The organism is Streptomyces sp. NPDC093225, from assembly GCF_044753805.1.
Classification (GTDB): Bacteria; Actinomycetota; Actinomycetes; order Streptomycetales; family Streptomycetaceae; genus Streptomyces.
On the sequence record NZ_JBIVNX010000005.1, the window covers coordinates 147,342 to 166,808 of the forward strand.

General features: G+C 75.2%; 23 protein-coding genes. 7 read left to right on the forward strand and 16 right to left on the reverse strand.

Going from position 1 to position 19,467, the window contains the following annotated elements; genetic code table 11:
• Positions 1 to 50: 50 nt before the first annotated feature.
• Entirely contained in the window at positions 51 to 590 is a 540-nt protein-coding gene (locus tag ACIQCH_RS07560; protein ID WP_402578968.1) for an NUDIX hydrolase, read from the reverse strand.
• A 22-nt stretch (positions 591 to 612) separates the two neighbouring features.
• The gene (locus ACIQCH_RS07565; protein WP_402578970.1) at positions 613 to 1,215 is read right to left on the reverse strand and encodes a hypothetical protein; all 603 of its coding nucleotides are present in this window, start codon (positions 1,213 to 1,215) and stop codon (positions 613 to 615) included.
• A 282-nt stretch (positions 1,216 to 1,497) separates the two neighbouring features.
• Between ACIQCH_RS07565 and ACIQCH_RS07570 the strand changes: the two genes are divergently transcribed.
• Together ACIQCH_RS07570 and ACIQCH_RS07575 are read left to right on the forward strand one after the other, a co-directional pair.
• Positions 1,498 to 2,319, forward strand: a complete 822-nt coding sequence (locus ACIQCH_RS07570) for a class I SAM-dependent methyltransferase (protein ID WP_402578972.1) — start codon at positions 1,498 to 1,500, stop codon at positions 2,317 to 2,319.
• Entirely contained in the window at positions 2,316 to 2,813 is a 498-nt protein-coding gene (locus ACIQCH_RS07575) for a DUF3052 domain-containing protein (RefSeq protein ID WP_402578974.1), read from the forward strand. Before ACIQCH_RS07570 ends, ACIQCH_RS07575 begins: the two co-directional genes overlap by 4 nt.
• 72 nt (positions 2,814 to 2,885) lie before the next feature.
• On the opposite strand, the gene ACIQCH_RS07580 is transcribed toward ACIQCH_RS07575, so the two are convergent.
• On the reverse strand, positions 2,886 to 3,389 hold the full coding sequence (locus ACIQCH_RS07580; protein WP_402578976.1) for a hypothetical protein: 504 nt from the start codon (positions 3,387 to 3,389) through the stop codon (positions 2,886 to 2,888).
• Between the two features lie 304 nt (positions 3,390 to 3,693).
• Here ACIQCH_RS07580 and ACIQCH_RS07585 point away from each other — a divergent pair, with 304 nt between their 5' ends.
• The 4 genes from ACIQCH_RS07585 (at position 3,694) to ACIQCH_RS07600 (ending at position 6,014) form a co-directional block, all read left to right on the forward strand.
• Positions 3,694 to 3,882, forward strand: a complete 189-nt coding sequence (locus ACIQCH_RS07585) for a DUF1272 domain-containing protein (RefSeq protein WP_402578978.1) — start codon at positions 3,694 to 3,696, stop codon at positions 3,880 to 3,882.
• A gap of 223 nt (positions 3,883 to 4,105) precedes the next feature.
• Positions 4,106 to 4,540: an Ig domain-containing protein gene (locus ACIQCH_RS07590; protein ID WP_402578980.1), complete on the forward strand. Its 435-nt coding sequence runs from the start codon at positions 4,106 to 4,108 to the stop codon at positions 4,538 to 4,540.
• Between the two features lie 271 nt (positions 4,541 to 4,811).
• Entirely contained in the window at positions 4,812 to 5,507 is a 696-nt protein-coding gene (locus ACIQCH_RS07595; protein ID WP_402578982.1) for a PP2C family protein-serine/threonine phosphatase, read from the forward strand.
• Between the two features lie 321 nt (positions 5,508 to 5,828).
• On the forward strand, positions 5,829 to 6,014 hold the full coding sequence (locus ACIQCH_RS07600) for a hypothetical protein (protein ID WP_402578984.1): 186 nt from the start codon (positions 5,829 to 5,831) through the stop codon (positions 6,012 to 6,014).
• Between the two features lie 45 nt (positions 6,015 to 6,059).
• On the opposite strand, the gene ACIQCH_RS07605 is transcribed toward ACIQCH_RS07600, so the two are convergent.
• From ACIQCH_RS07605 to coaD, 12 genes are all read right to left on the reverse strand, one after another.
• Complete coding sequence (locus ACIQCH_RS07605; protein ID WP_402578986.1) at positions 6,060 to 6,677, reverse strand: GNAT family N-acetyltransferase; 618 nt, start codon at positions 6,675 to 6,677, stop codon at positions 6,060 to 6,062.
• Positions 6,678 to 7,108: 431 nt separating this feature from the next.
• Entirely contained in the window at positions 7,109 to 8,449 is a 1,341-nt protein-coding gene (locus ACIQCH_RS07610; RefSeq protein WP_402578988.1) for an MFS transporter, read from the reverse strand.
• A gap of 255 nt (positions 8,450 to 8,704) precedes the next feature.
• Entirely contained in the window at positions 8,705 to 9,676 is a 972-nt protein-coding gene (locus ACIQCH_RS07615; RefSeq protein WP_402578990.1) for a TauD/TfdA dioxygenase family protein, read from the reverse strand.
• An 88-nt stretch (positions 9,677 to 9,764) separates the two neighbouring features.
• On the reverse strand, positions 9,765 to 10,574 hold the full coding sequence (locus ACIQCH_RS07620; protein WP_402578992.1) for a hypothetical protein: 810 nt from the start codon (positions 10,572 to 10,574) through the stop codon (positions 9,765 to 9,767).
• Positions 10,575 to 10,665: 91 nt separating this feature from the next.
• Complete coding sequence (locus tag ACIQCH_RS07625; RefSeq protein ID WP_402578994.1) at positions 10,666 to 11,019, reverse strand: hypothetical protein; 354 nt, start codon at positions 11,017 to 11,019, stop codon at positions 10,666 to 10,668.
• Between the two features lie 111 nt (positions 11,020 to 11,130).
• Entirely contained in the window at positions 11,131 to 12,516 is a 1,386-nt protein-coding gene (locus ACIQCH_RS07630; RefSeq protein ID WP_402578996.1) for a histidine-type phosphatase, read from the reverse strand.
• A gap of 260 nt (positions 12,517 to 12,776) precedes the next feature.
• The gene (gene nadE, locus ACIQCH_RS07635; RefSeq protein WP_402579161.1) at positions 12,777 to 13,589 is read right to left on the reverse strand and encodes an ammonia-dependent NAD(+) synthetase; all 813 of its coding nucleotides are present in this window, start codon (positions 13,587 to 13,589) and stop codon (positions 12,777 to 12,779) included.
• Between the two features lie 142 nt (positions 13,590 to 13,731).
• Complete coding sequence (locus ACIQCH_RS07640; protein ID WP_402578998.1) at positions 13,732 to 14,649, reverse strand: isocitrate lyase/phosphoenolpyruvate mutase family protein; 918 nt, start codon at positions 14,647 to 14,649, stop codon at positions 13,732 to 13,734.
• Positions 14,650 to 14,663: 14 nt separating this feature from the next.
• Positions 14,664 to 15,269, reverse strand: a complete 606-nt coding sequence (locus tag ACIQCH_RS07645; RefSeq protein WP_402579000.1) for a disulfide bond formation protein DsbA — start codon at positions 15,267 to 15,269, stop codon at positions 14,664 to 14,666.
• A 102-nt stretch (positions 15,270 to 15,371) separates the two neighbouring features.
• Complete coding sequence (locus ACIQCH_RS07650) at positions 15,372 to 15,530, reverse strand: DUF6126 family protein (protein ID WP_199922705.1); 159 nt, start codon at positions 15,528 to 15,530, stop codon at positions 15,372 to 15,374.
• 403 nt (positions 15,531 to 15,933) lie between these two features.
• Positions 15,934 to 16,446, reverse strand: coding sequence for a GNAT family N-acetyltransferase (locus ACIQCH_RS07655; RefSeq protein ID WP_402579002.1), 513 nt, complete (start codon positions 16,444 to 16,446; stop codon positions 15,934 to 15,936).
• 361 nt (positions 16,447 to 16,807) lie between these two features.
• Positions 16,808 to 17,236 carry a pantetheine-phosphate adenylyltransferase gene (gene coaD, locus ACIQCH_RS07660; RefSeq protein WP_402579004.1) on the reverse strand — a complete coding sequence of 143 codons (429 nt, stop codon included), beginning with the start codon at positions 17,234 to 17,236 and terminating at the stop codon, positions 16,808 to 16,810.
• A 396-nt stretch (positions 17,237 to 17,632) separates the two neighbouring features.
• Here coaD and ACIQCH_RS07665 point away from each other — a divergent pair, with 396 nt between their 5' ends.
• Entirely contained in the window at positions 17,633 to 18,223 is a 591-nt protein-coding gene (locus ACIQCH_RS07665) for a DinB family protein (protein ID WP_402579006.1), read from the forward strand.
• Positions 18,224 to 18,269: 46 nt separating this feature from the next.
• Here ACIQCH_RS07665 and ACIQCH_RS07670 read toward each other — a convergent pair whose 3' ends face one another.
• Complete coding sequence (locus ACIQCH_RS07670) at positions 18,270 to 19,460, reverse strand: FAD-dependent monooxygenase (RefSeq protein WP_402579008.1); 1,191 nt, start codon at positions 19,458 to 19,460, stop codon at positions 18,270 to 18,272.
• Between the last annotated feature and the right edge of the window lie 7 nt (positions 19,461 to 19,467).

Here is a 19,467-nt window from a genome sequence, read left to right on the forward strand (position 1 = left end):
CCCGCGTCGGCCCCGCTCCGGCGTCAGGAACCGCCGGCCCCGTCCCGGCGTCAGGAGCCGCCGGACCGACCGGACGCGGTGCGCAGGGTGGCCGCGACCAGGTCGTGGATGAAGTACTCGCCCGGGGCGCAGTTCTCCTTCAGTCGCGGCAGCTCGGCCCGGCCGAACCAGTCGTAACCGCTGTGCTTGGCCCACTCCAGCGCGGGCCGGTCGAGGTCGCCCGCCACCTCGACCAGGTAGTCGGCCTCGTGCCGCAGCCCGCCGCCGTCGTCCCCGGTCCACGTCGAGACGCCGAGCAGCCGCCGTACCCGGCGCAGCCGCCACCCGGTCTCCTCGCCGATCTCGCGGGCGAGGGCGTCCAGCAGGGCTTCGCCGGGCTCGACGTGCCCGCCGACGATGTCCCAGCAGTCCGGGAACAGCCGCCGGTCAGGGGCCCGGCGCTGGGCGAAGGCCCGGCCCGCCGGGTCGAGGATCACGGCCCCGACCGCCCACACCTCGCCCGCGCGCGGCACCGGCACCTCCACACCGGGGTCGACGGCCACCTCGTACGCGTCCGGGGACGCACCCTCGTGCGCGGGATCGCTCGGCATGCTCCGAGCCTACGTCGGCGCCTCAACGGCCGTACGCCGCACGGCACAAGCGGCTGACGGACGGGTCCGCCACGCCCTCGGCGGCCCGGCACAGCCCCCGCATGTCGACGGACCGGGGCGCGGGCGTCCGCGCGGCCGGCGGCTTGCGCTTCCGGTGCCGCGGCGCGGGGCGGGAGGCGGGCGGGCGGACCGTGTGGGGCGGCCGGACCCGGGTGGTGCCCCCCGGCCGGGCGGGTGCACGGTGGTCCGGGCGGGCCCGCCCGGAGGCTTCCTCGGAGTTCGACCCCGAGCCCGAGCCCGACTCCGCCCGCGAGCCCGAGTCCGAGCGCGCGTTCGTTCCGGTCGCCGGTCGGCCGGGGGCGTCGGCTCCGGCGGGCGGTCGGGCGTCCCCCGCCGCCCGGGAGGTGCCGGTCGACCCGCCCGGCCCCGCCGCGGGATCGGGCACGGGCCCCCACTCCTCCCGCGGGCGGTCCGGCCGCACGGTGGCCCCGTACCCCGCGAGCGGCCGCTGCCCGGCCGGGGCGGGAGCGGGGGCGGGCGCGGCGGTGGGGGAGAGGCTCACACAGCCGGGCAGGACGAACAGGGCGACGAAGAGGGCCACCAGGCCCGCGGTACGACGTGGCACCCGCCCCACTGTGCCGCAACCGGACCGGCGCGGGGCCCAGCCCGGGCGGGCTTCGCACGGAAGGGTGGTCCCGCGCCCCCGCACCCCGGCCCGACCCGCTCGGGGCGAGCCTCCGCCGGTGTCCCACGAAAGGGTGGTCGGAGTGCCGAGGACGCCGTCGTGCGCCGGTGGTCCCAGTGCCGAGGACGCCGTCGTGCGCCATTGGTCGCAGGGCCGCGGACGCCGCCGTGCCCCCGTGTCGTGCGGGCCGCGGCCGGGGCCCCGGCCCGATAGTGGGGAGCTGTGAGCAGTGACGACGTTTCCTACGAACAGGCCCCGGAGGACCGGGCCGACGCCGGGCGCCCGGCCGCGGACCGGGGCACCGACTGGACCGGCGCGGCCGGTGCCCGCGCCTTCGCCGCGGTGACCGCGGACACGGACTGGCTGCTCGGCTACCCCTTCGTCTTCGAGGCGCTCGCCCGTCGCGTCCGCGAGGGCGACGTGCTCGTCGACTTCGGGTGCGGACCCGGCCGGGTGGCCGACCGCGCCGCGGCGCGGCTCGGCGTCCGGCTGGTCGGCGTGGACACCAGCTCCGAAATGCTGGCGCTGGCCCGCGGACTGGGCACGCCCGGGGCCGAGTACCACCTCGTCGAGAACGGCCGGGCCACCGGCCTCCCGGACGGCTGCGCCGACGCGGTCATGTGCAACCACGTGCTCGCCTCGCTGCCCTCCGAGGACGCGGTGCTCGGGGTGTTCGCCGAGGTGCGGCGGCTGTTGCGGCCCGGCGGCCTGTTCGTGCTGCTGAGCACCGACCCCGCCTGCGCCGGCCGCCCGTACGCCTCGCTCCGGATCGGCGACCCCGGCCGGGCGTACCGGCCCGGCGAGGAGCTGACCCTGCGCCTGCTGCGCACGGACGGCACCTGGCAGGAGGCGCACAACCGCGCCTGGCCCGTCGAGGTCTTCCCGCGCCTGCTCGAACGCGCCCGGTTCCGGGAGGTGGTCCAGCGCCGGCCCACCGTGGACGAGGCGGTCGGCGTGTCCGAAGCGGCGCTCGTGCAGGGCCGCACCTGGGAGGCGGAGCGGGCCTGGCCGCCCCTCGTGGTCACGTCGGCGGTCGCGACATGAGTCGCGACGGCGGGGCGGGCGGCGTAGCGGCCGGCGGGGCCGCTCCGGGCGGTGCGGCCGGCGGCGGTACCCCGTTGGCCAGGAAGCTCGGCATCGGGCCGGGCGCCGAGGTGCACCTGCGCGACGCCCCGGACCCGTGGCCGATCCCCGGTCTCCCCGCGGACTGCACGGTGGTGGCGGGGGACCCGCCCGGCGCGGACGTGACGGTGGTCTTCCACCGCAGCCGCGCCGAACTCGCCGCCGACGCCCCGGCGCTGGCGGCCGCCCTGGCCGATCCGGCCGCGCTGTGGATCGCCTGGCCCCGCCGGGCCGCGGGCCACGACAGCGACATCACGGAGAACGACCTGCGCGAGGCGTACCTCCCGCTCGGCCTCGTCGACGTCAAGGTCGCGGCCCTCGGCACGGACTGGTCGGGCCTGAAGTTCGTCCGCCGCACCGAGCTCCGGGACGGCGGCGGGCGTCGGGCCTCCGGGCCGCGCCGCGCCCGCCGCTGACGCGGCCCGGCCCGGGGGGTCGGGCCCTGCCCGAGGGTGGGCCGTGCCTGCGAGCCGGCCCCGGGACGCGGCTCAGTGGAAGAGCAGAGAGGCGTCCCCGGCCGCCGTGGTCACCGACCCCGGGCACAGGAAGCTGCCGGAGGTCTTCGTGGCGGTGAAGGCCTGGTTGACGTACTTGCGGGTGGCGCCGTCACGGTTCCAGACGACGTTGGTCACGCGGTAGCGGCAGGAGATGAAGCTCTGCTTGCCGGTGATGTCGATGGCGTCGGCCTTGGCCGTGCCGGCCGCGTCGTCGAACGTCACGGCGGGGTTGTTGTTCAGCGACGCGGTGATGCCGCCGCCGCAGGCGAGGTTGCCGCCGGGCCTGTTGATGGTGGCGCGGTCGATCGTCAGTGCGCTCGGGGGGTTGGCGCTGGTGCGGGCGTTGGTCCACGTACAGGTGTTGCCCGCCACCACGATGACGCCGTCGACCTGCTGGTCGGCCGTGGGCCCCAGGGCGCTCGCCGCGGTGGCGGCGCCGGCGGTGGCGGCGAGGAGCAGGGCGGTGACGCACGACAGCTTCGAGATCGTCCTCATGTCGCTCCTTCTGGACACGTCCTTGTGGGGGTGTGCGGAGCCCGGACTCCGAGTCCGGCGGGCGGAGCCGTGCGCGGATCCGGGTGCGTCAAGGAAGGTCCCACAGGGGTCCGTAATTGTCAGGGCCTCGTCAAGTCATTGGCCGGAAGGAGCCGTGCCGCGCGGGCCGGTGGCAGGATCGGTGGGGAGCCCGGCAGGACCCGCGCTGTTCCTCCAAGATCGAGTGACCGAGAATCGAGGGGTCGAGTCCGGTCCGGCCCGCCGAGGGCGGCCGCCGACCGGTGACCCACCGGTGAGGAGAGTCATGGCCCTGGAGATGCGCACCCTGTGCGAGAAGTGCACGAGCACCGAACTGGCACCGGACGGGGCCGCCTTCATCTGCTCGTACGAGTGCACCTTCTGCGTCCCGTGCGGCGAGGCGATGCACCGCACCTGCCCCAACTGCGGCGGTGAACTGGTCCCCCGCCCGCGCCGCGGCACGGCCACCGCCTGACCCCGTCGCCCCGGCCCCGAACCACGCGCCCGCCCCCGGCGCCCGTGGCCGGGCCCGGGCACGGGCGCGGGGGAGGCCGGCACGGTCGGCGGGGCCGCGCAACCCCCCAGTTCTGCGGGGATCCGCCGCTCTGGTGAGGGGTCTGGCCGGATTCCTATGCTGCGGGCGCAAGCCGACGTACCACCGCACGTCCACCCGGCACGAGCCCGACTCGGAGGTCATCTTGAGTACGTCCCCGCGCACCCGCCGGCGGTTCGCCGCCCTGTTCGTCAGCCTGTCCGCGACGGCCGCCCTGCTGGGCGCGACGGGCGGCACCGGCAACGCCGCCACGCTCACCGAGGCCACTGCCACGGCCCCCACCGCCCACCGCGCGCCGCTGGGCGTGGTCGTCGTGGGCAACCCCGGTACCCAGACGAATCTCCAGTACGACGACGTCTACCTGCAGATGACGGTCGGCGGCGGCACGTACCCGTACACCTGGTCCGCGTCGAACCTGCCCCTCGGCACGTCGATCAACGCGAGCACCGGCCTCATCACCGGCCTGGCGCGCGGCTCCGGCACGCGCACCGTGACCGTCACGGCCACCGACGCCGCAGGCATCCCCGGCAGCACGACCTTCACCTGGCGCGTCATCCGCGACGCCTGCCCGCGCTGCTGATCGGCGGCACCGGTTCGCGAGGTCGTGAAGTCGCGAAGTCGTGAGGTTGCGGGGGGTGGGCGTCGGCGAGCTCCCACCCCTCGTGTGCCGACCGGGTGTCCTGGGTCGTCCGTGCGTGCGTCCGAGCGTCCGTGCGTCCGTGCGTGCGTGCCTCCGGAACTGCGCCGCCGGGGTGGGCGGGCGCGGTCCGCTCCGGCGATCTTCGGGCGAGCCTGTCGCCCCGGCGCCCGTGCCGGGCCACTATCGGTACTCCGCCCCGACAGGAGACCGCATGCCCGGCCACGCCACCGCCCAGCTGATCGGCGACCGTTCGCACCAGTGCGACGCCACCGCCACCTTCACCCACGAGGGCAGGCGGGCGTACGTCCTGCTGGACGGCATCGGCAGCAACGACGAGGTCCGGGCCTGGACGCGCGGCACCGCCCGCCGGCTGGCGGGCTCGGCGGCCCGCTCGGGCGCCGGGGCGGGGTTGCGCGCGGTCCACGCGGCTCTCGCGGCCGAGCCCGCCCGCCGGGCCGAGGGCGCCGAACCGCCCTGCGCGGTCGCCGTGGTGGCCACGACGGAGGCCGGCGGCGAGCTGGAGGTGGCCTGGTGCGGCGACTCCCGCGCGTACCTCCTCGCGCCGGACGCGGTGGCGGCCGTACGCCTGACCACCGACCACAACATGCGCCGCCACCTGCTGGAGATGGGCATGGACCCCGGCCCGTACGCCCGCAACGTCGTGACGTCGTTCCTCGGCGACCCGCGGCCCGACCCGCTCATCGACGTCGTCCGGGTGCCGGCCCTCGGACGGCTGCTGCTGGCCAGCGACGGGGCGTACGAGCCCCTCGAGGACGCGGGGCGGGGACTGGAGGAGTACCTGCGGGGTCCGGTACGGCGCGTCGCCCGCGAGCTGGTCGCAGCGGCGGTCGGCCTCGGGACGGGCCATGCGGACAACGCGACCGTCCTGGTTGCGGACCTCGGTTGAGGTTGAACCTCGGGTGCCGGCCGTCGGGTGAGGCCGACCCTCGGCTGGTGCAGCGCGAGACCCCGGGAGACGACGACGGATCCCGGGGTCTCTTTTGCACTTCGCTTGACCGGACTGTTCAACGACGGCCGGCCGGGGAGGTCACGGCCGCTGCGCGGAAATCTTCCCGCGCAGCGGCCTGCGGCGTCCGGTGGGGTCCGCTCGGGACCGCTGGGCATGCGGGTCGGTGCGCGGGGCCGCACCATGGCGGAGGACCCTACACGCGTCCGACCCGGCCCCCGCTCCCCGCGGCGGGCCGCCGGACATGGGAGGTGCGTGGGCATGTACGAGATACACGCGGGCCTGGCCGAGGGCGGCCAGCCGGTCTGGCACCTGGTGGTGGCGGGCCAGAACGTGGCGGCCCTGTGCGGGGGCCTGCTGGACGCCGGTGCCCCCGACGCCGGCCAGACGTACTGTTCGGTCTGCGTGGACGCGGTGGCCGCCCCGGCCCCTGGCCGCGCCCGCTGACGCCCCGCCCCCGGCCCCTCTGCGGGGCTCGCCCGGGTACCTACCTCAGAGGGCCCCGGTGGCCTGCTCCGGCCGGCCCCGGTGCCGGGCCCATTCGGGTGCCAGGACGGACATCACCGTGGCGTCCACCCGTTCACCCTCCCAGAGCAGTGCGTGGCGCAGGACGCCCTCGGCGACGAAGCCGACCTTCTCGTACGCGCGGCGGGCGCGCGGGTTGAAGGCGTACACCTCCAGCGAGACCCGGTGCAGGCCGAGGCCTTCGAAGGCGTGGCCCACGATCAGGCGCGTGGCCTCCGTGCCGAGGCCGCGTCCGAGGGCGGCCGGTACGAGGCTGATGCGGAATCCGCAGCTCTCGTTGTCCGGGTCCCAGTCGTTGAGCACGGCCTCGCCGACGACGCGGTCGGACGCCCGGTCGACGACGGCGAGGTCCAGCCGGTCGTCCTGGTCGCCGCGCGAGCCGTACCAGGCGCGCAGCCCCTCCGGGTCGGCCGGGTGGTCGCCGTGACTGCCGGTCAGGCGGGTGGCCTCCGGATCGAGGAACATCGGCAACAGTGCGGGGACGTCCTCCGCCGTGACCGGGCGGAGCTGGACAGCCTTGCCGGTGAGGGTGGGTTTGGTGCGGAAGTCGGGGGCTGCGGCGGAGTCGAAGCCATGATCGTTCATGGTGGCATTCTCTCCGGCCGGGGGGTGGGTGTCCCGTGGATTACGGGGGCGGGGGGAGGGGGCGGGGGGAGGGGGCGGGGTGGGCTTGCTTTCGGCTGGCTTCGTGGGGGACGCGGGTGTGGGGGTGGGCTCGCTTCGGGCGAGCCGCCGTGGTGTGGGGGCCGGTGTCGGGGTGGGGTGGGTGGCGGGCCGTCCCGTGGTGTGTGGGTCCCCTCGGCGCTCGACAGGGGCGGCCTGCAGGCCCTGCGGCAGGCCCACCCCGAGGGCTTCGGGGCCTTCGGCCCTGGCCTTCGGCCCTGGCCTTCGGCCACCTCCGGCCCGGGCCTGCCTCCGGTCCAGCCTGCCACCCCTGTCAAGCGCCTCCCCCACACACCACGGGACGGCACTCTCGTGAGTTGGCGGCCCGGGTGTCCGCACCGGTGCGCCCCCCTTTACGGCCGGGAGCTTGCCAGCGTGTCCGGGGAACCCGCGTCCGTGGGGCCCGCGCTCGCGGGTCCGGCGGACGCCTTGGCGGCGCGGCGCGCCAGTGCGTCGGCGTCGGTCCGGGCGTCGTACGTGAAGAGCTTCGGCAGCAGCGCGGCCAGCACCGCCACCGACGCCACGCACGCCACCCCGCCCGTCCAGAAGGCGGCCCGCGTACCGGTCCAGCCCGCCATCGTGCCCGCGCGCACCTGGCCGAGCTGCGGTCCGACGCTGTACGACAGCACCTCTATGCCTGCGAGCCGCCCGCGCAGTGCGTCCGGGATGGTCTGGTTCCAGATGGTGGCCCGACCCAGTCCGCTCAGCATGTCCCCGGCGCCCGCGACGGCGAGGCACAGCAGTACCAGCCAGACGTTCGCGGACCAGCCGGCGGCGGCGATGGCCAGGCCCCAGACCGTCGCGCCGCACAGCACGAGGAGGCCGTGCCGGCGCACCTTCGACGTCCAGCCGCTGGTGAGGCCGAGGAGCAGAGAGCCGACGGCCCCCGCCCCGTACATGAGGCCCAGCGCCCACACGGCGTCCAGCTCGTCGGCGAGGAACGGGAAGATCGTGTTGGGGAAGGCGAAGAACATCGCCGCCAGGTCCACGGCGTACGTGCCCAGCAGCACCGGCCGGCTCCACGCGTAGCGGGCGCCTTCGGCGATGCCGCGCAACGACGGGCGTTCGGCGCCGTGCGCGGGCGGCGCGGGGGAGAGGCGGGAGCACAGCAGCACCGAGACGGCGAAGCCGGTCGCCGTCACGACGTACGCGGCGGCGTAGCCCGCGTACGCCACGACCAGGCCGGCGAGAGCCGGGCCGGCGACCGCGCCGATGTTGTAGCGGATCGAGTTGAGGGCGGCGGCCGCCGTCATCTGGTCGTGCGGCACGATCCGGGCCATCAGGGAGTCGATCGCCGGGCGTTGCAGGCCCGCAAGTCCGGAGACGCCGGCGGCCACCACGTACAGCGGCCACAGCAGCGGGTCCGGCAGCAGGGCGTTCACCAGCAGGACCAGCGCGAGTACGCCCAGCGCGGCCTCGGTGAGGAGGATCAGCCGCCGCCGGTCGACCGCGTCCGCGAGCGCGCCGCCGTACAGTCCGCACACCACCAGGGGCACGAGCTCCACGGCGCCCATCGCGCCGACCGCGAGTGGCGATCCTGTCAGTCCCTTGATCTGCAGCGGTAGCGCGATCATCGCCATGAACGAGCCGAGGAACGTCACCGTGCCCTGCCAGAACAGCAGGCGGAAGTCGCGGCTGGAACGCCACGGGGACAGGTCGGGCAGGAGCGCGGTCAGGCGGCGGGGGGTACTCACAACGGGCCATGCTCCGGGAGGGCTGTGGGGCCCCGCAAACGGTTAATCCGGGGAAGGGTGGGTTTGCGTCCCCCCTCGTGGACCGGCCCCGGATTCGTTGTGGATCGGTTTCGGGTCGGCTCCGGATGTGTTGTGGACTGGACTGGACTGGACTGGACTGGTCCGGTCCGGGGCCTGGCCGGTTCCGTGCCGGCCCGTTCCGGTCCCGGCCCGGCCCGGCCTGGTCCCTGTCGGTCCCGGTCTTCCGTGGTGGTGTCACCACCGCCCCGCTTCGGTGCCCGTCACCGGCTCCGACGGTGTGCCGTCGACCCCCACCGGTACCTCTCCGGCGAGCATCACCCGGTGCATGATGCGCGGGTGGTCGAGCCGACCGGTGTCGCTCGGTGCGAGGTGGACGGTGGCGCGGTTGTCCCAGAAGGCCACGTCGCCGGGCCGCCACCGGAAGCGCACCGTGTACTCGGGCCGGACCGCCTGCTCCACGAGCAGCTCCAGCAGCGGCGCGCTCTCGGCCTGGGTGAGGCCCAGGATCCGTTGCACGTAGTACCCGTTGACGAAGAGCAGCCGCTCGCCCGACTCCGGGTGCACGCGCACCAGCGGGTGGTGGGAGGCGGTCTGGTGCTCCAGGAGGTGCCGCACGTACGCGTCCTCGCCCGGTCGGGGCTCGTAGCCCACCCCCTGCCGGTGCTCGGCGCGCAGTCCGTCGACGAAGTGGCGCAGCGGCTCGGACAGGCCCGCGTACGCGGCCGCCAGGTTCGACCAGCAGGTGTCGCCGCCGTACGGGGGGACGGTCTCGGCGCGCAGGATCGTCGCGGCCGGCGGGTCGATCCGGGCGCCGTGGTCGCAGTGCCAGCCCCGCAGCAGCGTGTGCCGGCGGCGGTCGAGCCACTCCGCGCGGTCCATGCCGAACCGGCCGCCCAGCTCCAGTCGGTCCGCGGTGGTCTCGATCTCGGGGTGCTCCGCCGGTGAGTACCCGCCCCGCCGGGGGAGGGCGATCGGCTCGCCGAAGCGCCGGGCCACGGCGAGGTGGCCGTCGTGGTCGAGGTGCTGGCCGCGGAAGAACACCACCTTCCAGCGCAGCAGCGCCGACCGGATCGCGGCCGCGGCCGCGTCGTCCAGGGGCTTGGCCAGCTCCACCCCGCCGATCTCGGCCCCGGTGTGCCCGGACATCGGTCGCACCTCGATGCCGCCGGCCCTCTCGACCCCGTCGTCGGCGTCGTCGTCCGCCATCGCGCTCCCTCCGTCGGCACCCCAGCATGACCCCTCGTGCGCGAGCGGGACAGGGGGCCCCGCCGGGGACGCCGCCGTCCGGCCGTGCTCAGACGGCGGCGGGGAAGGGGTCCGGCGCCAGCCAGGTCGGGGCGTCCGCGCAGGAGGGGCAGTCCGCCGGTTCGAGGCTGCGTTCGAGCAGCGTGCGCCGGCGAGCGCCGACCGACTCCGGGACGGGTGCGTCGATGCCCGTGCAGAACGCGCGGACGCGGTCGGCGCGGTCCGGTCGGGGTCGGACCCGCCGCCATGCCTTCGGGAGCACGGCCAGCAGGGCGAGGGCGCCGAGCGCGGCCCCGGCGGCCGGCACGTCGTCGGGGCCGTACGGCGCGAGGTCGGTCAGGAGGCCGAGCAGCATCCCGTAGTGCACCGCCGCGTAGTAGAGGTAGAGGACCATCACGAGGCAGGTGGCGGCGCCGCTTTCCCGTGCCTGCGCCCAGCGGGGCAGGTTCCGGGTGTACGTCAGGGCGAACGCCTGGAACTGCACCGGCAGTCGGCCGTTCGCCACGAGATGGCCGAGCCGCACGGGGTAGTGGCGCTCCCGGACCATGCCGAGGAGCAGGGCCGGCGCCGGGCGGTCCGGCGTGCGCCCGGGGTCGCGGCCGGCCGCGGTGGGCCGCACCTCGCCCTCGGCGTCCACCTCGAGGAGTCCGGCGGCCAGCAGCTCGGCCGCCGCGGCCACCACCGCCTCGTCCTGCCGGTCCGTCAGGAGCAGGGCGTAGTACGGGTCGACACCGCGCCCCGCCAGGCGCCGGGCGACGACCCGGTTGCGCCACCACCGCGCCGCCCACAGCAGCGCGAGGGCGGCGCACGGTATCAGCGCCGCGCGCAGCGACAACGTGATGAGCTCCGAGTGGTCCACCCGCCGAGGCTAGGCCGGTCCCCGCGCCCCCGTCGAACGGATTGCCGATGGTGGTGGGGGTGAGGGGGAGGGAGGGGGAGTGCGCGGGGCTTCACTGGAACTCGTGCGTCACCCGGATCGGTCCGATGATGTGGGCGTTGAATTCGTCCAACTCCTCTGCGGGCACCCACGGTTCGAGGATCGTGCGACCGCCTGCCTGGTGCACGGGATAGCGGCTGACGAACGCGGAGTCGACCTCGAAGCGCGTGACGTACCCCGCGCCGCTGTGCGGCACGTTCCACTCGCGCGCGATGCGGATGGCGTAGTCCTCGTTCAGTACCGGATAGAAGACGGGCTGCTCGGGCAGCCGCGGCGGCCAGGCGCGCCAGCCCGACCGCCGGACGAGATCGAGCTCCGCGGGGCCGGTGGGGCGCCACAGGGTCGTCGTCGGGGCGGCGGTGGTCATGGCGGTCGCTCTCTCGGTGCGGGGACCGGCCGCCGGTGCGGCTGGTCGGGGGCCCGACGCTACCCGTGGCCGACGGCTGCCGGCCACGGGATTTCGGGCCCCACCGCCTCGCTACGCGCGGCCGAAGCAGCGCTCGAGTTCCGCCAGGTCGTAGAAGCGGCTGCCCGGGGCGACCGGGCGGCACGAGGGCTTGAAGGCCGTCGCGCGCTCGTTGTAGAGCATCCGCACGAGGTACCGCGGCGCCTTGGCGGGGGCCCCGGCGGCGTCGGGGGCGGTCCGGGCGTACAGCTCCCACTGGACGTTCACCGCCATCGGGGCCACCCGCTCGCCGCGCCAGGCGTTGTTGGCGTAGGAGTACGGCTCGTCGGCGGCCGCGGGCCGCGTGCTGCCCGGCAGGCCGAGCTGCACCGCCAGGGGGATCAGCTCCTCGGCGTGGGTGAAGCGCAGTGCGACGGCCTTGTCGCTGCGTCCCGTCGCCTTGGCCTCGACCTGCGCGAAGAGGTCGTCGAGCAGGACGCCCGCCATGCCGTAGGTGATCGTGCGGCCGCGGAAGGCGGGCCCCTTCTCGTAGAACTCCTCGGCGTCGTCGAGGTACGCCAGCCACTCGGCGTCCCGAGGCGTCAGGAACGGGTCGAGGTCCACGTCCGGCACCTCGTCCGCGAGGTCGGGCGCCGAGCTGTACAGCGCGTGCAGGGACCGGGCGAACGACACCCGGTCCGCGGCGGGCAGCGCCGCGGCGAACTCCTCGTCGAACAGCCGGGAGACGACGTGCGCGGCCGTCCGGCCGGTCCGCGGGTCGGCGTCGATGCGGGCCAGGACCGCGGCCAGGTCTGGGTCGCCGGCGACGTACGCCTGGTAGTCGGCGTTCTGCGGCTGCTTGTGGAAGTACAGCAGGTTCTTGTCCGTGACCGGGGCCTGTACGAGCCCCGCCAGGTCCGGGTCGCCCGCCGTCAGGCCGTCGGTGAACGAGCGGCCGCTGGCCACGGCCCGGCCCTGGCCCGAGGTCCTGACCTCGATCGGCTCGTGGCCGGCGACGGCCGCCTCGAACAGCTCCGGGAGCCGCTCGTGGAGCCGCCCGGCCATCTCCCGGTGCTCGCGGGCGCCGCGGCCGGACAGGTTGCCGTACCCGAGAGCGGCGGCCGCGGTGTTCAGTGCGCGCACCGGGGGGAGCAGCCGCTCGCCGAGGTCGGTCAGGGCGCCGGTGCCGTGCGCGGACTCCAGCAGCGCGAGCACCGCCCCCGCGTCCTCGCCGTCGGACATGGCCCGCGAGCCGTGCCGGGCGACGACCTCGGCGAAGACCGGGGCGTAGCCGCGCGGCGCCGGCCGCAGGTCCTCGGGCCGCTGCTGGGGCGCGTACGGGGTCTTCGTCCCGTAGAAGTGGGGGCGGCCGGCGTGCACGGGCCGGTCGAGGTCCTGTGCCGAGGCGCTGCTGCCCGCGGTCGCGACGGCGAGCAGGGCCGCGGCGGAGGCGACACCGCGGGAGATGGTGCGGTTCACATGGGGTCCTTCGGGTGGAGGGACGCTGATGTCTTCAGCGCGCACGCACCCTCACCGGCGCGGGGGACGACCCGCCCACGCGCCGGTGTGATCTTCATGATCCCGAAGTGAACAACCCGTGCGGCGGGGGATCCGGCTCGGGATCCGCTCGGGTTCCGTGCCGGTTCCGTGCCGGTTCCGTGCCGGTTCCGTGCCGGTTCCGTGCCGGTTCCGTGCCGGTTCCGTCCGGGATCCCGCTTGGGATCCCGGACGTTCCCGCCTCAGGGAGCGATCGGCAGCTGCCGCTTGTGCTCGGTGCGGCGGTAGCGGTCCACGATGGCGGTGAAGGCGGGCTCGCCGACCGGCTTGCCCTCCAGGAAGTCGTCGATGTCGTCGTACGTGACGCCGAGTGCGTCCTCGTCCGGCTTGCCCGGGTCCAGCGTCTCCAGGTCGGCGGTCGGGGTCTTCCAGACCAGCTCGGCGGGCGCGCCGAGGGCCTCGGACACGGCCCGTACCCGGCGCTTGGTCAGACCGGTCAGCGGCACCACGTCCGCGGCGCCGTCACCGAACTTGGTGAAGAAGCCGGAGATCGCCTCGGCGGCGTGGTCGGTACCCACCACCAGGCCGTCGTGGGCGCCGGCGACGGCGTACTGGGCGACCATGCGCTGGCGGGCCTTGATGTTGCCGTGGACGAAGTCCTGGTGGTGCGCGTCGCGGAAGGCGGTGCCGGCGGCCACTGCGGCCTCCAGCGCGGCGTCGCTGGCCGGCCGCACGTCCACCGTCAGGACCCGGTCGGCCCGGATGAAGTCCAGCGCCAGCTGGGCGTCCTTCTCGTCGGCCTGGGTGCCGTACGGCAGGCGCATCGCGAAGAACGTCGCCTCCCGGCCGGTGGCGCGGACCCGCTCGACCGCGAGCTGGCACAGCCGGCCCGCGGTCGTGGAGTCCACGCCGCCGCTGATGCCCAGCACCAGGGAGCGCAGGCCCGACTCGAGGAGCCGGTCGGCGAGGAAGGCCACCCGGCGCTCGATCTCCTGCTGGGCGTCGAAGGTCGCGGGCACCTGGAGATCCCGGGCGATCTCCTGCTGCAGGGTCATGGGCGCCAGGTCGGTCACGGTGGTTCCTCCGTCGGTTCTGCGGTCGGTTCTGCGGCCTGCTGAGGTCCGTAGGGGGAACTCTAGAGGAGGACCGTGGAGGTCACGCCGGGGGAGCCTGGCGGGGGGAGGGGCGGGGCGCCGGTCAGGGCGTCGGGCGGGGGGCCGGGTGGGGAGCCGGGCGGGCACGCTCCGCGGACGCGAGCAGGAGGGTGTTGAGGGTCGGGTAGTCCAGGCCGCCCTCCAGGCTGGTGGTGGTGCCCTCGGTGAGCAGTTCCCGCGCGGCGCGCGCGGCCAGTCCGTACGCCGCCTCGGCGAGCGCCGCGCCCGCGCTGATCCTGGCGGCACCGGCGGCGGCGAGCTCCGCGACCGGGAGGCTGCCGGGCCCGGCGGACACGTTCACCGGCAGCGGCGAGGCCGAGACCAGGGCCCGCACCTCGTCCGCGCGGAGCGTGCCGAGGACGAAGACGCCGTCGGCGCCGGCGGCCGCGTAGGCGTGGGCCCGCTCCAGGGTCTCCGGCAGCCAGCGCCCGCGCGTACCGGCGGGCAGGAGCCGGTGGGTGTCGATGCGGGCGTTGAGGTACAGCGGGACGCCCGCCGCGTTCGCCGCGGCCCGGGCGGCGGCCAGCCGCTCCGTCTGCTCCGCCACGGGGCGCAGCCCGTCCTCCAGGTTCACACCGACGATCCCGGCGGCCAGCACGCGGCGGACGGTCTCGGCCACGCCCGCGGGGTCCTCGGCGTACCCGGCCTCGATGTCGGCGGTCACCGGGATGTCGACGGCGTCGGCGATCCGGCCGAGGGCGGCCAGCGCCTCGTCGCGCGCGAGGTGGCCGCCGTCGCCGTGGCCGAGGGACCAGGCGACACCGGCGCTGGTGGTGGCCAGCGCGGCGGCGCCGGCCCCGGCCACCAGGCGGGCGGAGGCGACGTCCCAGGCGTTGGGGAGGACGAGGGGTTTGCCCGGGACGTGCAGCGAGTGGAAGAAGGCGGCGGTGGCGGCGGTCCGGGCAGTGTCGGTGGCCCGCGTGGTTCCGGTGGTGCTCGTGGTGTTCGTGGTGTTCGGCACCGTGCGGTCCCTCCTCACGAGAAGTCCAGCGACCCGGTGCGGGTCCGCTTGAGCTCGAAGAACCTGTCGTACCCGGCCAGGAGCCGGACCCCGTCGAAGACGCGCAGCGCGTCCTCGCCCCGCGGGATCGCGGTGAGCACGGGGCCGAAGAACGCCGTGCCGTCGATGTGCAGGGTGGGCGTGCCGACCTCCTCGCCGACCGGGTCCATGCCCTGGTGGTGGCTCTTGCGCAGCGCCTCGTCGTAGTCGGTGCGGTGTGCCGCCGCGGCGAGCTCCACCGGCAGCCCGGCCTCGGCCAGCGCTTCGCGGAGCACCGCGTCGTCGGCGGGCCGGTCGGCGACGTGCAGCCGGGTCCCGAGGGCGGTGTACAGGTCGCGCAGCACGTGCTCACCGTGCTCCTGGGCCGCCGCGATGCAGACCCGCACCGGCCCCCAGCCGGTCTCCATGAGCCGCTGGTAGCGCTCGGGGAGGTCCTCGCGGCCCTCGTTGAGTACGGACAGGCTCATCACGCGGAAGGTCAGCTCGAGCTCCCGCTGGCGCTCGACCTCCAGGATCCAGCGCGAGGTGATCCAGGCGAACGGGCAGATCGGGTCGAAGTAGAAGTCAACGGTGTTGGTCACGCTGCCGAGCCTAGGCAGCCGGTGGCCTCCCCAGTAGGGCCAATCCGATGCCGTGACCCTGGTCCAATCGACCGCCGGGGGGCTCGCAGGCCCGGGGTGCGGTCACTTCTTGGCGTGCTCGCCCACGTAGAAGAGCAGCCAGACGAAGCCGGCGAACAGGTGCGTGCCGAAGATGTAGAAGAACGCGCGCAGCGCGACCCCCCTCTGCAGCCACCTCTCGTGCCGCTCGGCGGCGCCGTCTCCGGGCTGGTCGGCCTTCACTCCCTCGGCTCCTCGCCTCGTTCGGTCGGTACGGGACGCCGCAAGTCTAGGGGGCGGCTCCCCCCCGGGGCCCTCCGGAGGCGCCGGGCTCACCGTGGCGCTGCTGCCCACGATGCAGCAGTACGCGCAGCAGGGACGCCCGTACGCCCTGGTCACGGCTGCGGTCGCGCTCGCCACCCGGCTGTTCGTGATGTGGGGGTGGGGGTGCGGGTGGGTGCTGGTGCCCGTGCGGGTGCGGGCGCGGGCGCGAGGACGCCGGGTAGTCGGGATCGGGTCGAACTTCGTGTGCTGGAGGAGGAGTTCATCGTTCGACACGCGGCTGAGGCGGGAGGTCGGAGTGTCACCGGGTACGAGCGTCCCGGGGCGGTGGGCCCGTCGTGCCGCGCCCCTGTTCCCGGCGCGGTCAGTCCGGCAGCTCGTCGGCCAGCAGGTCCATGAGCAGGCCGTCGTGCCAGGTGCCGTCCGGGCCGCGCTCGTACTGGCGCATGATGCCGACGGGCCGGAAGCCGACCTTGGTGTAGCAGCGGATCGCGGGGGCGTTGTCGGCGGCCGGGTCGATGACCAGGCGGTGGAATCCGCGGTCGTGGACGAAGTGGCGGGCGAGCGTGCGCACGGCGTCCGTGCCCAGCCCCCGGCCGTGCACGGCCGGGTCGACGAAGAGGTCGATGCCCGCGTGCCGGTAGTCGGGCTCGTCCTCGGAGTGCCACTGGATCATGCCGACGATCGTGCCCCGGTGGAGGATCGTCAGGCAGACGACGTCCGGGTCGGCGAGGTCCTCGGCGACCTCGCCGGCCAGGTCCGCGCCGCCGCGCCAGCGGGCCCGGACCTCCGGCGTGGCCCGGATGACGGCCAGGGCGGGCACGTCCTCGGTGGTGGCGGGGCGCAGGTCGAGCGCGTCGCCGTGCAGCACGGTCATCGGGCCAGCCTAGGCGACCCGGCTCCGCCGTCGTGGTGACCGGTGTGGGGGTGGGCTCGCTTCGTGGGAGCCGCCGTGGTGTGGGGGCCGGTGTCGGGGTGGGGTGGGGTGGGGTGGCGGGCCGTCCCGTGGTGTGTGGGTCCCCTCGGCGCTTGACCCGGTATGGCCTGCAGGCCCTGCGGCAGGCCCACCCCGGAGGCTTCGGGGCTTCGCCCTGGCCTCGGCCACCTCCGGCCCGGGCCTGCCTCCGGACCAGCCTGCCACCCCTGTCAAGCGCCTCCCCCACACACCACGGGACGGCACTCTCGTGGTGCGGTGCCCCGGGGTGTCCGCCTGCTTGGCCGCCGCGCGTTACGGCGGCTCAGGGCTCCTCCTTGGGGGACCGCTGATTCATCGTGGTGACGAGGGTGGAGGAGATGTGGGCCAGGGCGGGGTCCGCAGAGATGAAGAGCGTTTCGACTCCAACCAGTTCGCGGTTCATGCGGGCCATCGGAATTTCGTAGTCCAGGTCGGCAGCGTCGCGGACTCCGCGGACGACGACGTCGATGCCGGCTCGGCGGCAGTAGTCGACCAGCAGGCCGCCGGTGTGGGAGTCGACCGTGACGTTGCTCAGGTCGGTTGCTGCTGCGCGGAGCCGGTCCAGTCGTTCGGCGATGGGGAAGCGGCCGGACTTGCCCGAATTGAACATCACGCAGACGACGACCTCGTCGAACAGGAGGGCGGCGCGGTGGAGAACGTCCTGGTGCCCTTGCGTGACCGGGTCGAAGGATCCTGGGAAGAGGGCTCGCATGATCGGAAAGAGTAACAAGCGGCCAACTCCGTTGGTGGAGCTCGTGCTTCAGCCGTCGCTGTCGAATCCGAGGCCGCGGTCCTGGATCTTCTGGGAGCACGATCTCGTGTAGGGCCGCTCAGGGCGGAGTGCGGCGGTGACGAGGCCCTCGACCGCCTCGGGGGCCACTCGTGGGTGCGTGTCTCCGGGTTCGGTACGCCGCGCGCTGCAGGAAGGCCCGGACGGCCTCGCGGCCCGCGTTGTCCCCTGCTGGCCGCCACGCGCCCCGGGGCGGTGCTCCATCACGACGTGTACGGACCGGCCGTGCCGCTGCCCGGGGTCCCGGGTGCCGGGTGGTGGTCCTCCGGAGGCGAAACACCGTGGAGGGAGACGGCGTTGAGGCGTCAGACTGGGCCGATGACCGGAACGGATCCGAAGACGGACCTGCAGACCTATCTCCAGGACGCCCGCGACGCCCTGCTGTGGAAGCTGGAGGGCCTGTCCGAGTACGACGTGCGCCGCCCGATGACGCCCACCGGCACCAACCTGCTCGGCCTCGTCAAGCACCTGACCGGTGCGGAAGCGCTCTACTTCGGTGCCACGTACGGGAGGCCGTTCGCCGGTACGCCGCTGTGGATCACCGGGGACGCCGAGCCGAACGCGGACCTGTGGGCCCGGCCCGACGAGACGCGCGAACAGATCACCCTGCGCTACCGCGAGGCCTGCGCCCACTCCGACGAGACGATCGCGGCCCTGCCCCTCGAAGCGATCGGCCGAGTGCCGTGGGGCGGGCGGGCGGAGACCACGCTCCACCGCAGCCTCGTCCACATGATCGCCGAGACCGACCGGCACGCCGGCCACGCCGACATCGTCCGTGAACTCGTCGACGGAGCCGCGGGCCTGCGCACCAGCGACTCGAACCTCGCCCCCGGCGACGCGGCGGCCTGGGAGGCCCACCGCGTCCGCGTCGAGGAGGCGGCACGGCAGGCCCATCGCAAGAGCCCGTGACCCGGTCGGCCGTGGCTCGTCGGCTCGGGCCCGGTGACGGGTGCGGCTACCCGGGGAGCCGGAAGCCGTTGAAGAGGTCGTCCATGCCCCGCAGGGCCAGGCGGGTGGGCGTGACGTGCGCCGCGAGGTCACGGGCCGCGGTCGCGAGCGGGTTGCGGAGGGCGCCCAGGCGGCCGACCCGGCGGGCGCGGACCCGTACGGCGTCGGTCCGGTCGCGGCGGGCGGCGGTGTACGCGGTCAGGGCCGCCGGTACGGCGTCCGGGCCGTCCGCGTCGTCGCCCGCGGGGAGCAGGTGGGCGAGCACCGCCGCGTCCTCGATGCCCTGGCAGCCGCCCTGGCCGAGGTTGGGGGCCATGGCGTGGGCGGCGTCGCCGAGCCAGGCGATCCGGCCGTGGTGCAGGCGCGGGAGCGGGGCGGCCAGGTCGTAGAGGTCGTTCTGGAGGACGTCGGCGGCGTCGAGGCGGCCGATGCGGTCCAGCAGGGCCGGGATCGGGTCGTGCCACGTGTCGAAGCGGCGGCGGAGTTCGGCGCGCGCGTCGGACGGCCGCGTGCCGGCGGGCACGACGGCGGTCGCGTAGACGTAGTACCGCCCGTCCGAGAGCGGGGTCACGCCGAAGCGCTCGCCCCGCCCCCAGGTCTCGGTCATGGCCGGTAGCCGGAGGTCCGGTGCGTCCACGAGCGCCCGCCAGGCGGTCTCGCCGAGGTAGTGCAGACCGGGGTGGTCGGGGAAGAACGCGCGCCGCAGCGGGCTGTGGATGCCGTCGGCGGCGACGACCAGGTCGGCGGGCAGGTCCGGGCCGTCCGTGCCGTCCGCCGTACGTACGGTCGGCCGCCCGGCGGCGTCGTCGACCGCGGTCACGGCGGTTCCGTAGCGCAGGGACCCCGGCGGCAGTGCGGCGGCCAGGGCGGTGGTGAGGGCCGGGCGCGGAACGGCGATGGGGGCGGTGCCGTAGCGGGCCGCCAGGTCCGCGGTGGCGGAGCGGACGAGCCACCGCCCGCCGGCGCCCCGCACGCCCATCGTCGCGGGCACGGCGCGGCCCGCGGCGTACGCGGCGTCGACGCCGATGGCTTCGAGGGCGCGCAGGGCGTTGGGGGCGAGGCCGATGCCGGCCCCGGTGACGGGGGGTTCCGGGGCGCGTTCGCAGACGGTGACGTGCCAGCCGCGGCGGTGCAGTGCGACGGCGGCGGTGAGCCCGGCGATACCGGCCCCGGCCACCACGGCGTGACGTTTCGGCATGGAAGAC